This is a genomic window from Microcoleus sp. K4-B3 (genome assembly GCF_036704615.1).
Lineage (GTDB): Bacteria > Cyanobacteriota > Cyanobacteriia > Cyanobacteriales > Microcoleaceae > Microcoleus.
The window spans coordinates 1-13,979 of the sequence record NZ_JAUBSF010000053.1; the positions used below are offsets into that span (position 1 = coordinate 1).

Below are 13,979 nucleotides of genomic sequence, written 5' to 3' on the forward strand. Positions count from 1 at the left end.
ACTAATTATGAAATGGAACCGAAAGATAAAAAATAAAGGCAACTTAGTTAATGCAGTTTAGATGTTTAACAGCTTATGAGGGATAAATAACTAAATTCTATCCGCGTAAATCGGCGTTGATTTGAGGTTAAACAATCAAATTACTCAACTAAAATGATAAAATATTACTTTCTCAATAGAGGATACTCACATGAACAACTCTAGCGCTTATATCGAACTACTGAAAACATTTCCTCCCCGATCCATAACTGCTGAGGAGGAGTTAATGGCAACTCAAGAAGCGATCGACTCTTTGTTGGATAAAGGCGAACTGACTCCCGACGAACGCGACTACCTCAACGTACTGGGAACCCTTGTTTATGAGTACGAGCAAACTTTAGAACCCATACCTGACATTTACGGAGTAGAACTGTTAAAGGCTTTAATAGAAGAATTTGAACTCAGAGAAAAAGACCTAGTTCCTATTTTTAAAACCGAGTCTATTGTCTCTGACATCCTCCGTGAAAAGCGCCAACTTACGACCGAACACATACAAAAACTTGCAGAGTTTTTCTGCGTCTCTCCGGCTGTTTTCTTTCCGCTGCATCCAGTTAAAACAACTGCTTGAATTGAAAAACATATTTTTGTTTGTAGTAAGGACTTTAGTCCAGAAACCGGGTTTTTACGGTAAGACGCATTGTCACCGAGATATTTTCTAACAACCCGGTTTCTTTAATCGGAGTGCGTAAATCCTGAGAAGGCTTCCTTTTCATTGCTTTTTAAAGGCGAGACAGTTTATCATAATTAGCAACTAAAAAGAATTTAAACAACCTGCTATGCTGTGGACGCCCGGACAAATCCTCAAAACTCGCCCCTACCGCATTGACACCATCCTGGGAATGGGGGGATTTGGTATGACTTACAAGGCCACACACTTGCAACTTAACTATCAAGTTGTCCTCAAAACGCCGAATCTAAGTTTGCAAAATGACCCAGAATATCCCAACTTTGTTCGCAGATTTATCCGCGAAGGGCAAATCTTAGCCAAATTTTGCCAAAACGCGCATCCTGGAATTGTTCGTATTAGCGATTTGTTTGAGGAAGCAGGCTTTCACTGTTTGGTAATGGATTTAATCGTCGGGCAAAGTTTATTTAATGCCGTACAGCAAAAGGGGCGACTCCCGGATACAGAAGCAGTGGCAATTATCCGCCAAATTGGAGAAGCATTAAGTGATGTTCACCAAGCCGGAATTGTCCATCGAGATGCCCATCCAGGTAATATTATGTTGCGTCCGAACGGGCAAGCAGTATTAATTGATTTTGGTCTTGCAAGTGAATTAATGCCAACTATTATTAGTAGCAGACATCCTCATAACCCTGCTTTTGCTCCTTGGGAACAGCATATCGAAGGTAGCGGTAAACCAACGGTTGATATTTATGCTTTAGCTGCATCTTTATATTATGCGGTAACTGGAAAAGTGCCAACAGCTTCCCTCAATCGGCATTATAGAAATGAAGTATTGCCACCTGCGAAAAATTTTGGAGTGAAGGATTGGGTGAGTTTAGCAATAGAAAAAGGGATGGCATCCGCTCCGCAAAAACGGCCGCAGTCGATGCAAGATTGGTTGAGTTATCTCCTGGAACCAATTCCGTCAACAGTTGCCGGTGTTTCGGTACAGCTTAAATCAGCGATGGGTGTTGACTATACTCGTCTGCGGGATTTATTGGCGGCCGGGAAGTGGAAAGAGGCGGATGGGGAAACACTCAAGGTGATGCTGAAAGCTGCGAGACGGGAGAAGGAAGGTTGGTTCGATAACAACTCGATCGAGAATTTTCCTTGCGATGATTTGCGGACTATCGACCAATTGTGGGTAAAATACAGTCAGGGTCACTTTGGTTTTAGCGTCCAGAAAAAAATCTGGTTGGAAGTTGGTGGTAAAGTTGATTATGAGACGGAATGCAAGCTTGCCGATCGTGTGGGCTGGAGAAAAGGATTCAGTTGGTTGAACAAAAGTGACCTAACATTTAATAAACAAGCACCAAAGGGCCACCTCCCGGGGGTGTGGATTGGTGTGGCGGGGAGGAGGGAATGGTTCTTCTCTCGCCTCAAGAGCTGTAAGCTGTAATCTATAGCGATTTCAGCCCTTTGTCAAGTCTTTTTTTGAGAACCTTTTTCTACTAAGTTATCGGCTTTTGGTCATTTCATTACCTGCTACGCGGGGGTTTACTCTTCAAACAACAGACTCGCGAAATTCGGGTGATAGCAATTGGCCAACACAAACTGTTTGGGGCTCAGAAACCGGGTTTTTTAGGAAATATTTGGTTGTAGTCAGCAGATTCGGTAAAAACCCGGTTTCTTTGGTCAGTGCATCACTCCTAATCTACTCTAAAGTCGAGAAACCTGGAGGACTTACGCATGAGATCAGAAACCGGGTTTTTGACAAAAATACTTCGCTTTCACGCGCAGATTCGGCCAAAAACCCGGTTTCTCTAGTCGCAGCGCGTCGAAAATATTAATAATTTATGCTATACTTAACTTCTAATTTTTAACCCCAGATTCACCTATGCCAACTTTAACTGATATTGGCACTCTCATCATTTCCACAGCAGAAACCTGTGGAAATCGCCCCCGCATAGCAGGAACTAGAATAACAGTTCAACGAATCGCCGTTTGGTACAAAATGGGGATGAAACCAGAAGAAATTATTGCAGAAATTCCCCACTTAAATTTAGCACAAGTTCATGCAGCATTAGCTTACTACTACGCCAATAAAGAGCAAATTGATGCTGATATTGCTGCTGAAGAAGCTGAGTGCGATCGCTTAGGAAATGAACACAAAGCGGGGAGTTAATCTTGAGCCAAATTCGTTTATATTTAGATGAGGATATTCTGGAACGCTCTTTAGTAAAAGCGCTCCGAAATGCAGGTATTGATGTAGCTACCACTGCTGAAGCTAATAATCTCAGTTGCACTGATGAAGAGCAATTAATATGGGCAACTGCCCAAGGGCGAGTTATCTATACTTTGAATGTGGGAGACTTTTGTCGCTTGCATAAAATTTATATGGAACAAGGTCAGGAACATTCAGGAATTGTAATGGGCCGACAAAGTTATTCGATTGGGGAACAATTGCGAGGATTTTTGAGGTTAATTTCTACAAAGTCAGCAGAAGAGATGATCGCTCAGCAAGAGTTTCTGGGAAATTATATGGACTAGCAATAATTCTTGTCAGCATCCATAGAGATAATTAGATACCCTGACTTCTTTAAGAAGTCAGGGTATCTGAGTATTCTATTCTACAAACTGCACAGCCTAACTAAAAGATCGATCGTCAAACGGCAATTCATCAAACCGCGAATCACTATCAGGCTCAGAATTCGCAACAGGCGAATTAGCGCGAGATGCCGGCGGCTTTGCTGAATGGACTTTTGCTACTGGTAACTTTGTCGCAGATTCCAAAACAGTCGGCTCGGATTGCTGTAACTTAACTACAGGTAATTCTCCTCCATTTTCTCCATTCTTGCTCGTTTGATTCCACATCATCATTCCCAGCAAACCATCAACCAAACCGCCACCGCTACCGTTGCCTGTTACCGCAACATCCGGCACAACTCGCACGTTGCGATCGCCTATAATTTGCATTAACTGCAAAGCCGTATAACCGGAACCTCCCAAAGCTACAACACCCGCGCGATAAGCTTCAGCTTGAGCATTTCCCTTCACCCGAATCGACTCAGCTTCGCCTTGAGCTTGTTTAACCTGAGAATTCGCTTTCAACTCAGAAATCTTCACGCCTTGTTCCGATTTCACCATCTCTTGTTGAATCTCAGCCAGCGCGGTTTCCCGCACCAATTGTTGCCGCTGAGTTTGTGCTAATTGCTGCACCTCATAAGTCTTGCACTGTTCCTCAGCAATTTTGCGATCTGTTTGAGTTTGCATCAACTCTGCCGGTGGCAAAATATCCCCGATTAAAGTATCAATTGCCTGCACGTCGTAGGTTCGCAAAGCTGCTTTGATATACTCTGCTGCTTCCGCTTGCCTGCCGCTTCTTGCCGAGAGAAAATCTAATACAGAATAAGCTTGAGCCGAATTGCGGAAATAATTCCCAATTGTCGGCTGCAAAACGTGGTCTACTAAATTCTGCATCGAACCGACGCGAGAAATCACTTTCGGAGCATCCAAAGCTCCAACGTGAATAATCTGAGCTACTTCTAAATCAAAGGCAAAGCCGTCTTGAGAACGCACGGTTAAAGACGAAAGTTGAGAATCGTAACTGTGCCGTTCTGTTTTACCAGACCAATTCAAGACAATATTCGTGGTCGGCACTAACTCTACTTTCAAAATGCGCGTATTCAGCGGATGTTTCCCGGGATAAAGGGGAGTTACCCAAACCCCTTTATTGCCGACATTTACTAAATTTCCGTGAGTGAAAGCAGCACCGCTCACATCTTCCGAGGTTTTGCCGACATAAGAAATAACCGCGCCGACATAGCCGATCGGGATTTCGGTCATCGCCACTTGATCTACCCCGACAAACCAAGGATTTAAGTTCCACGAACCGGAAAGCAAAACCTGTTCCTGCAAACCGCGCCGCCCGCCAGCGGTGATAAATTTTTGCGCGTTTTGGAAGTTGTCGTGATTCGGAATAATCGGGCCAGCAATTTCGCCATCTTGAATCGGAACGCCGTCAAAAGTTGTGACAATTCCCACTTTATCTGGGGCAATTGTGTACAGCTTTAACTGTTCGGCTGTCATCCCGTGTTTGGTAGCGTTTGTTGCTGTAATTACTGTAAATAATGCTGTATTAATTCGATAGCTACCGCCAGTCACGATGCCGAGTTGCCTACCTTTTTCGCCGCCCCCAAGGAGGAATTTGCGAGCATCTTGAAAATTGTCACATTCTGTGATTTTTCCGAGGATGCGCTGCGGCGGAATGGAGTGACCACCTGCTGCGATAATGAGAGCAATTTCACCTTGGGGAACTACAGTTAGAGACTCTTTGCGAACGTTGTACTGCAAAGGCCAATAACCCCAGTGCCAACCGGGGGGCAAAGTATCAGCTTGATATCCAGCTTCTCCGTTTAAGGCAATTAAATCTCCGGGGGGTAAAGATTTGCCGCCGAAGCTAAACTTTTTACTGACAATTCCGACTTCGCGATCGCCAATTACTACCAATCCGCCAAAAAATAATGGCAGCACCAGAATAATTATCATACCGCCGATCGCGATCGGGATAAATCCGCCCGGATCGAGCTGCATTGTCTGCACGGGAACAGTGCTGCGTAACTGCCCTAGCTGCAAGCTAGAATCAGGTTTTGTGGCTAACTGAGTCGAGGTTTGATTTGCGAGGGGGATATTGCTAGTAGCTAATACTGGCGAGGGTTTCAAACTGGTTGTTGCACTAAGAGCTAAAGACGCCGAAACAGCGGCTGCAAACTGTTTTAAAAAGCGGACTTTGACTTGAGATTTGGACAAAAATGAATAAAGCATTTTTTTGATCAGGGCTAATTTGTCCTAGGAGTTCCAGCTTAGCCTTACTAAAAAGTTTTTACATAAAACTTAAGGTCTTATTTATCATTATTTCCAGTCATAATAGTCATATTTATCAGTAAAAAAAATACTGCTCATTAAATTACAGGCTGACAATCCCCCGTTTTAAGGCGGAAATCGCGGCCTGCGTGCGATCGCTAACTCCCATTTTGCTCAAAATATTGTTGATGTGAAACTTAACGGTGCTTTCGCTAATGTGCAAAACTTCACTAATCTCGTTGTTGCTTTTACCAGCGACTATGAGGCGGATGACTTCTAATTCGCGATCGCTCAATTCAGGCCCACTCAGGCGATCGGCTAACTTAACACCCACTGCCAGCGGAATGTACTTTTTACCCTCAAAAACAGCCCGAATTGCTGCTAAAAGCTCCTCGGGTTCCGCATCCTTAAGCAGATAGCCCTTAGCACCCGCTTGCAATCCGCGATAGATGTTTTCATCGCCGTCATAAGTCGTCAGCACCACAATCCGGGCGCTGGGAAACTCCGCACAAATCGCAGCAATGGCGGCGACTCCATCCATCACCGGCATCCGCCAATCCATCAGCGTTACATCGGGCTGATGTTGGCGGAACATTGTCACAGCTTCTTGGCCGTTGCTTGCTTGCGCCACAACTTTAACATCTGATTCCTGCTCCAGCAAGGCAACTAAACCTTGCCGCACAATATAATGATCGTCGGCAATTAAAATGCGAATAATATTTGATTGGTTAATCATGTTTCCCCTGTTAATTTTATCAAAAAAAACTGAAAATCTCACTACAAACTTACTATGTATGGTGCGAAATGTGCACCTTACTTTACTGGCGATTAACTGCAACTATAACTTCTGTTCCGTTTCCGGGGCGGCTGTTTACAGTTAGCTGCGCGTTAATGCGATCGGCGCGTTCTCTCATTCCCAATAAACCAAAGCCATTACTAAAACAGATACTTTCCGTATCAAATCCCTCTCCGTTATCTTGCACCCGCAAAAGGAACTTGGATGTCGCGTAAACCAACTCAATTTTGATCGCTGTAGCTTTGGCATATTTGAAAGCATTTGTTAATGCTTCCTGTCCGATCCGCAACAGATTATTTTCTACCTCTAATGGTAGGGAATATGCCGTGCCAACTACTTCAAAAATAGTGCGCGTATCAGTATCTGATGACATTTGTTTAGCAATTTGGTTGAGAGCGCTATACAAGTCGCCATCTTCTAACAGTTGCGAGCGCAAAGATTCTACGGATCGCCGCGCTTCAGCAAGGCCAGATCGAGCCAGTTCGCAGACTGTTTTCATGTGTACTTGTGCTTGTTCTGGATTGGCTGCTATTACCCGTTCTGCGGCTCCCAAATGTATGATAATGCCTGCAAAAGTTTGCGCTAAAGTGTCGTGAATTTCCCGCGCCATGCGGTTGCGCTCTTCGAGAATATTTTGGTCTATGAGTTGTTTAGACATCCTTCTCAGACGCAATTGATTTTCAACGCGAACTAAAACTTCTTGTTGTTGAAAAGGTTTGGTAATGTAGTCTATTCCTCCCACAGAAAATGCTTTAACTTTATCAAAAATTTCTTGCAAAGCGCTGATAAAAATTATTGGGATATTTTTAGTTTTCGGAGTAGATTTGAGCTGCTCGCAGACTTCGTAGCCATCCATGTGAGGCATCATAATATCCAGTAAAATTAAGTCGGGCAAGTTGGAATCGATAAAGTTAAGAGCTAATTTCCCACTGGGAGCTAGGTGAACTTTATACCCAGCGCCCGATAGTATCCCGCTTAAAAGTTTTAAGTTCTCAGGACAATCATCAATAACTAAAATACTTTCTTCCCGGGTAAAACTGAGGTTTTTCTTCATGTCTCATCCCTTAATGTGTGTATTAAATTTAGCAACTGTTCGTACTGAAAATTTTTAATGCAAGCTGCGCTCGCCCTAGCTAAGGGCTGATTGATTTCGCGAATTTGACTGATGACTGTTTGCATCTGTTCCAAATCGAGATTGCTAATGGCTTGCTGGAGATTGGCTACTAACTCCGGAGGCAATTCAGAAAAAGCGGTTTTTGTCAATACATTTATTTCATTTTCTGTAAAACTGGGCGCAGCATTTAGTTCTTCAAAAACGAATTCCACCCCGATATGTTTGTGCAGAGCATCAAATATGTTTGCTTCTCTAAATGGTTTGCGAATAAAATCACCGCACCCGGTAGAAAGAACAATGGCTTTCTCTTCATCAAAACTACTTGCTGTTATGGCAATAATTGCTGTTGCTTGACTTTCGATACCCCCGCCGCCGTTAACAAGGGGGGAGCTTGATGATGCTTTGGCTTTAATTTGTTTGGTTGCTTCATACCCATCCATCACCGGCATCCGCATATCCATAAAGATTAAGTGCGGCGAATATTGCTCCCACTTTTCTATTGCTTCTCTCCCATTTTTGGCTTCGTAAACCTCAAAACCGATCGCAGAAAGTAGTTTAACTAGCAGTTGGCGGTGGTCAAAAGCGTCGTCTGCAATGAGAATTCGATAGCGGGGTTGATTGGGTGCGATCGCTATAACTCGTCTGGTGGGCTGTTCCCGTTGGCGATCGGCACTTTCTACTGAATTAACTTTAATGTCAAATTTGAAAATAGTACCGCCTCCGGCACGAGAACTGACTGTCATTTCACCGCCCATTAAGTCTACAAAAGAACGTGCGATCGTTAAACCTAATCCTGTTCCTTGTTGCGATTCTTCCCCGGTTTTGGTTTGAACAAAAGCTTCAAATATCTTGTCTAATTCACTAGCATCTATTCCATCTCCAGTGTCTTCAATTTCAAATCTGATTTGCTGAGCAAAATCCGGCTTGTTAATTCTTACATGAATCCCGCCTTCGGATGTGAATTTAATCGCGTTAGAAAGCAGGTTAATCAAGATTTGGCGCAATTTTATTTCATCAGTTCGCACATATTGGGGAAGGTCTGGCATCCGCTCTACTAATAACTGCAATCCCTTATTTTCTGCCGGAAGTTGGAACATATTTTCGATGTCGTCCAGCAGGCGGTGGAGGTCAAAATTTGTCTGGTTGAGCGTCGCGCGTCCAGCTTCTATTTTGGACAAATCTAATACTTGGTTAATCAGTCCGAGCAAATGTTCTCCGCTGCGGGTTATAATATTCAGGTGTTCTTGCTGTTCTTGCAATAGGTTATAAGAACGATTCAGCAGTTGGGAGAAACCCAGAATTGCATTGAGGGGAGTCCGCAATTCGTGGCTCATATTTGCGAGGAATGTACTTTTAGCTCGGTTGGCTTCTTGTGCTGCGTCTTCGGCTCGTTTTCTCTCGATAATTTCCCGCTGAAGTTCGAGAGTGCGATCGCTCACTTGCTGTTCTAAAGTGCGGTTGTAATCCGCTAAAACTTTTTCGGCTTGTTTGCGATCGGTAATGTCTTGAAATGTGGCGATCGCATAATTAATTTTACCTGTTTCGTCAACAATTGGAGTGCTAGAAACCTCTAAAGAAACAATCTTATCAGGTCGGTGGAACTCGATATCATCTACTTTGACCGTTTCACCCGCCAAAGAACGCACGATTGGCATTTGTGCGGTGGGATATAACTCGTTAGTTCCCGCGAGATAAAGTTGACAAGCTTCTGCTAATTTCTCAGTATTTGCTTCGGGTATTCTAGGAATAGCACTTAGTTGATGTGCTGTCTGATTTGCGTAGGTAATTTGTCCGGTGGTGTCATGCACGGCTACCCCGATGGGCATAGCATTGATAAATTGAGTCAGCCGATTTTCGCGTTCTTTTACTTCCGCGTAGAGTTTAGCATTAGTAAGTGCGATCGCGGCTTGTCCCGATAATAATTGCAAAACTTCCAGGCGATCGGGCGTAAAAGCTTGTGCGGTGAGGTTATTTTCGAGATAAACAATAGCAGCCAGTTGACCTTGATTCATCAAAGCAGCACACAAAATAGACTTGGGCTGACGTGCTTTGATGTAAGGGTCATTCGTAAAGTTACCTTCACGAGCAGCATCATTTAAAACTAAATTTTCTTTGGTTCTAGCGACATAATTGATAATAGCTTCGGAAAGTTCCTGGCAATTTTGCACTGGTTCTGACTGCAACACTCTTATCCGTTCATCATTCATTACACCTTCCGCTTCAATCAGCAATTGACCGTAACTTTCTAAAATTAAATAGCCTTTTTGAGCGCCGACATTTTCAATCAAAATCTTCATCAATCTGGCGAGTAGTTTATCCTGTACAATTTCGCCAGAAATTGCCTCGGAAGCTTTCATGAATGTAGCGATATCCAAGGAAGAACTAGAACGGCTGCCCGTAGTTGATGTAGTGGTTGAAGTGGCTTTATTGGTGGATCGATCGATCGTCAATAACTGCGGATATCGCGTTTCTAAATCTTTGACTTTAGCCGCCGCACCCCAGAGTTGATAGTAATAACGAGCTTCCTGCATATAAGCTTTAGCTGTTAGTTCTTTACCTATCGATAAATAAAACTTAGCTGCTAGTTCGTAAGCAAGGGCGGCTTCCTGGATGTATTCATTTTCTTTGGCTCCTTGAATGGCTCGATCGTAATAGTCTATTGCTTCTAATTTATGTCCCAAAACCCGACATTTTTCGGCTGCTACTAAATCCACCTTATGCTGATGATTCATAGGGGCATATTTTGCCCAGTGCTGTTGCAGTTCTGTTTGATTTTGTTCCACCTGCTCTAATGCTTCTGATATATCTTCTGATTCTGGACTCAACTGTGCTAAAAGGATCAAAGAATCATAGAAATAAAACGGAGGTTCACTAGGCATTCCAATAATACCGATTAAATAGCATCTGCACGCAACGGCATGGCTTTTTGCTGATGCATTCTCCCCAAACAGGTAGCAAAGCATCAGCTTAAATAAATAGAATATATACACCTGAAGCAGATTATGGGTAGATAACCATCGGGGTAGGGATTCAGATTCGCGGAAAGGTTCCCCAGATAGCGTATTAGGCTGCCCCGCAGTTCCCAGTAAATTTGAGATAAATTGCCAAAGAAGCCGACACCCATTAGCTGTTGCCATTTGGTTCAATTGCATCAAACTATTATAGTAGGCACGGGTTTCCTGCTCCAATGTAACCAGGGACTCACCACACCAAAAAGAATTAGAACAGAACTTATTTCCAGCATATCCTGCTGTTTCATGATTTCCAACTTCTCGAGCAATTGTATAGCTCTCTTGCAGAAGTTTTAATGTTTCTTTGAGGTGGGATTGGCGGTGTGAAATGATTAGTTGCCCTGTCAGCAAAACCTGCGGTTTGAAAACTTTGGCATCCATTTGGGAGACGACCTTTTGTGCCAACTGACCAAATCTTACTCCTGTATCCACATCTTTCAAAAAATTACAGGCAAGAACGCTATAGTATATATAACATAAGGCTGAAGCCGATGTATTTCCGTATTGAATGGATAGCTTGACTAACAGGGAAACTAATAATGCAAATAAAGGAGAACCACATAAGTAAGTCACGGACAGGATGCTAGTGGCAACTTGCACAATGGCAATTTTTTCGCTATCCGTCATCTGAGGCAGGTGAACTAAATCTTCGATTTCTCGGTTTCCAATCAGTTCTTCCACCTCTGCAATTCCCTGTTGAATATCATGCCGTGTAGGTGTGTCAGGAAAGATCGCACCCAACTGTTGCAAGAATTGTTGAGCAATGACAAGAGCTTTACTCAAGTTATTTCGGAAAATAATTGACTGAATTCTAATTCGGTAAACATTGACCTGTTCTAGTAACGATCGTGCGTGGGCAATGACCTTCTCAATGACCTGTTCCATTGCATCAAAGTCACCAGACAGCAAAGCCAATTCCGCCGCTAAGTTATGGAATGATAGAGTCATTTTATATTGTCTATCCCAAGCATTTTCTCCCAGCATTGATAGTCCTGTGCTAGCGTATTCACGACCCGCTTGATAGGCGTTAGCACTTCTGGCTTTGCGACAGGCAATCAGATTGAGTTGGGCTAATTCATCTCGCTCTGTTTGTGAGGTAATTAAAGCTGTTCCATAATTTAATTGATTGATGATTCCAAAAATGGCATCTTCTCTAGCTTCTGGCGAAGTTTTTTGTAGCAGTATTTTTCCGATTTGATAATGGGTAGCGGGTTTTTGGGTATCGGGGATTAAAGAATAAGCCGCTTGCTGAATTCTGTCATGGACAAATTTGTATTCTAGGGATTGGGTACTGGGTAATTTACCTGCAATTTCTAATTCCACATCTCCCATATTCCCCAGCAACACGACAAAATTTTCAGCAACGGCTGCGTACAAATCATCCGCTGTTTGTCCCACTGATTTTTGTCGAATTGAGGCTAGGATTTTTAGTTCAAATTGATTGCCAATGCAGGCTGCTATCTTTAATGTTTCCTGCGTATTATCTGACAGTTTTTGAATTTTTCCAGCCATCAACTCGACAACATTATCAGTGAATCCCCTCGCTTTAATTTCCTCTAAATCCCATTTCCAACCCCCCTTTGTCCCCCCTTGGTAAGGGGGAATTAAGTCTTTTGTCCCCTCTTGGTAAGGGGGGATGAGGGGGGTACAATCAAATTGTAACAGTCCTTCTGTATAAAGCGATTTGAGAAATTCATTCATAAAGAAAGGATTCCCGCCAGTTTTGAAAAACACTAACTCGGCTAGGGAGTTGACTCTTGCTTCCGGGCAATTCAGGGCATCAGAAATCAGTTGAGTAACAGAGGCTAAATCCAAAGGTGACAGGAAAATGCGATCGACCTTTGCCCCTGTTTCGACAATCTCTGCAATTGTTAACATTAATGGATGAGCCGCATAAACTTCGTTATCCCGATACGCTCCAATTAAAAACAATCCCGTAGCAGAAGCGCTCATCAGTAGTTGCATCAGTTTCAGAGATGCCCCGTCAGCCCACTGCAAATCATCGATAAATATTGTCAGTGGATGTTCCGGTTTGGTAAAAACTTTAATGAAGTTTTGAAACACAAAATTAAAGCGGTTTTCCGCTTCTGCCGCACCCAATTCTGGCGGCGCGGGTTGCTTGCCGATAATTAATTCAATTTCAGGAATTACATCAATCATGACTTGACCGTTGATTCCCAATGCGTCTAATAATTTTTCCCGCCATTCTTTAAGTTGCGCTTCGCTTTCTGTCAACAGTTGTTTGGCTAAATCCTGAAAAGCATTGACAATGGCGCTGTAGGGAATATTGCGCTGATATTGGTCAAATTTGCCGGAGATAAAATAACCGCGCTGTTGAGTAATCGGTTTGTATAATTCTTGCACCAAAGCTGATTTGCCGATACCAGAATATCCCGAAATTAGCATCATTGAACTTGTGGCACAGGCATCTTGCCTGTGACTGCTTGTGGCACAGGCATCTTGCCTGTGACTGCTTGTGGCATCTTTGCTATGTCCGCTGACTCGTTCAAAAGCTGTCAGCAAGCTATCAATTTCTCGCTCTCTGCCATAAAGTTTTTGTGGAATTTGAAAACGGTTAGAAATATCTTGACTCCCTAGGGTAAAAACTGATATATTGTTATGGCTTTGCAGTTGGTTTAAACATTCTACTAAATCGGCTTTTATTCCGATCGCACTTTGATAGCGCTCCTCAGCATTTTTCCCCATCAACTTCATCACAATATCGGAAACAATTTGCGGAATTTTGGGATTCACCTGAGATGGAGATAACGGCTGTTGAGCGAGATGACTGTGTACCAATTCCAGCACATCCTGAGTGTCAAAAGGCAATTTGTTTGTCAGCAGTTCGTAAAAGGTAGCGCCCAGGGAATAAAAATCCGTGCGGTAATCTAAACTGCGGTTCATTCTGCCGGTTTGTTCCGGCGACATATAAGCAAGAGTTCCCTCTAAAATGTTGGGATTTTTTAGGGTAGAATTCTCCAGCGTCAACTGCGTGGAAATGCCAAAATCGATAATTTTGAGTTGTCCGCTAGCTGGATTGAAGACAATATTTGAAGGGTTAATGTCTTTGTGAATGATGTGGGCGCTGTGAATTTGTTGTAAACTTTCTGTGGTGGCGATCGCAATTCGCAAGAATTCTTCAATACTAAATTTTTGCTGCTGCATCCAAATTTTCAAGGATTCGCCACCAAAATCCTCGACAAACATCACCAGCGTGTTTTGATATGGCTGCAAATCATAGGCTTTTATACAGCCACTCAGATTCAGAGATTGTGTAATTTTATACTCTGTGCGATAGCGGGCGAGTTCTTGGGGTGTGGGATAATTTTCTTTAAGGACTTTGAGGACGACGGGGAGACTGTCGGGTTGTCGGAATCCTCGGTAAACCAGGGAGTTTGCGCTTTCGTAGATGAGCTCTGTGACTTCAACGCCGGGAAGAGTCAGCATATTCATACCGCTGTCAACTGTGGCGTAGAACATAGCATAAATTTGCTCCTCACACCAGAGGTGCGTGAGCCATCAGTCGATTTTAGATTTTAGATTTTAGAT

Annotated in this window: 8 protein-coding genes; 4 read left to right on the plus strand and 4 right to left on the minus strand. The window is 43.2% G+C overall.

The genetic code is table 11. The annotated features are described in order from the left end of the window. Positions 1-190: 190 nt before the first annotated feature. The 4 genes from QUA78_RS20505 to QUA78_RS20520 all read left to right on the plus strand — a co-directional run bounded on the left by QUA78_RS20505 (position 191) and on the right by QUA78_RS20520 (position 3,196). Positions 191-607 carry a transcriptional regulator gene (locus QUA78_RS20505; RefSeq protein ID WP_333398994.1) on the plus strand — a complete coding sequence of 139 codons (417 nt, stop codon included), beginning with the start codon at positions 191-193 and terminating at the stop codon, positions 605-607. A gap of 208 nt (positions 608-815) precedes the next feature. Further along, positions 816-2,105 carry a serine/threonine-protein kinase gene (locus tag QUA78_RS20510; protein ID WP_333398995.1) on the plus strand — a complete coding sequence of 430 codons (1,290 nt, stop codon included), beginning with the start codon at positions 816-818 and terminating at the stop codon, positions 2,103-2,105. 438 nt (positions 2,106-2,543) lie between these two features. After that, positions 2,544-2,831, plus strand: coding sequence for a DUF433 domain-containing protein (locus QUA78_RS20515; protein ID WP_333307268.1), 288 nt, complete (start codon positions 2,544-2,546; stop codon positions 2,829-2,831). Positions 2,832-2,833: 2 nt separating this feature from the next. Continuing rightward, positions 2,834-3,196: a DUF5615 family PIN-like protein gene (locus QUA78_RS20520; RefSeq protein ID WP_333307266.1), complete on the plus strand. Its 363-nt coding sequence runs from the start codon at positions 2,834-2,836 to the stop codon at positions 3,194-3,196. Between the two features lie 96 nt (positions 3,197-3,292). On the opposite strand, the gene QUA78_RS20525 is transcribed toward QUA78_RS20520, so the two are convergent. The 4 genes from QUA78_RS20525 to QUA78_RS20540 all read right to left on the minus strand — a co-directional run bounded on the left by QUA78_RS20525 (position 3,293) and on the right by QUA78_RS20540 (position 13,910). Beyond that, complete coding sequence (locus QUA78_RS20525; RefSeq protein WP_333398996.1) at positions 3,293-5,470, minus strand: flotillin family protein; 2,178 nt, start codon at positions 5,468-5,470, stop codon at positions 3,293-3,295. Positions 5,471-5,612: 142 nt separating this feature from the next. Next, positions 5,613-6,242, minus strand: coding sequence for a response regulator transcription factor (locus tag QUA78_RS20530; protein WP_333301795.1), 630 nt, complete (start codon positions 6,240-6,242; stop codon positions 5,613-5,615). Positions 6,243-6,327: 85 nt separating this feature from the next. After that, entirely contained in the window at positions 6,328-7,359 is a 1,032-nt protein-coding gene (locus tag QUA78_RS20535) for a response regulator (RefSeq protein ID WP_333301758.1), read from the minus strand. Further along, positions 7,356-13,910 carry an AAA family ATPase gene (locus QUA78_RS20540; protein WP_333301759.1) on the minus strand — a complete coding sequence of 2,185 codons (6,555 nt, stop codon included), beginning with the start codon at positions 13,908-13,910 and terminating at the stop codon, positions 7,356-7,358. The genes QUA78_RS20535 and QUA78_RS20540 overlap by 4 nt, the downstream gene beginning before the upstream one ends. Between the last annotated feature and the right edge of the window lie 69 nt (positions 13,911-13,979).

Excerpts from the sequence above, each read along its gene's own strand:
- QUA78_RS20505 (WP_333398994.1), top strand. The coding sequence starts at position 191 with ATGAACAACTCTAGCGCTTATATCGAACTACTGAAAACATTTCCTCCC.
- QUA78_RS20510 (WP_333398995.1), top strand. The coding sequence starts at position 816 with ATGCTGTGGACGCCCGGACAAATCCTCAAAACTCGCCCCTACCGCATT.
- QUA78_RS20515 (WP_333307268.1), top strand. The coding sequence starts at position 2,544 with ATGCCAACTTTAACTGATATTGGCACTCTCATCATTTCCACAGCAGAA.
- QUA78_RS20525 (WP_333398996.1), bottom strand. The coding sequence starts at position 5,470 with ATGCTTTATTCATTTTTGTCCAAATCTCAAGTCAAAGTCCGCTTTTTA.
- QUA78_RS20535 (WP_333301758.1), bottom strand. The coding sequence starts at position 7,359 with ATGAAGAAAAACCTCAGTTTTACCCGGGAAGAAAGTATTTTAGTTATT.
- QUA78_RS20540 (WP_333301759.1), bottom strand. The coding sequence starts at position 13,910 with ATGTTCTACGCCACAGTTGACAGCGGTATGAATATGCTGACTCTTCCC.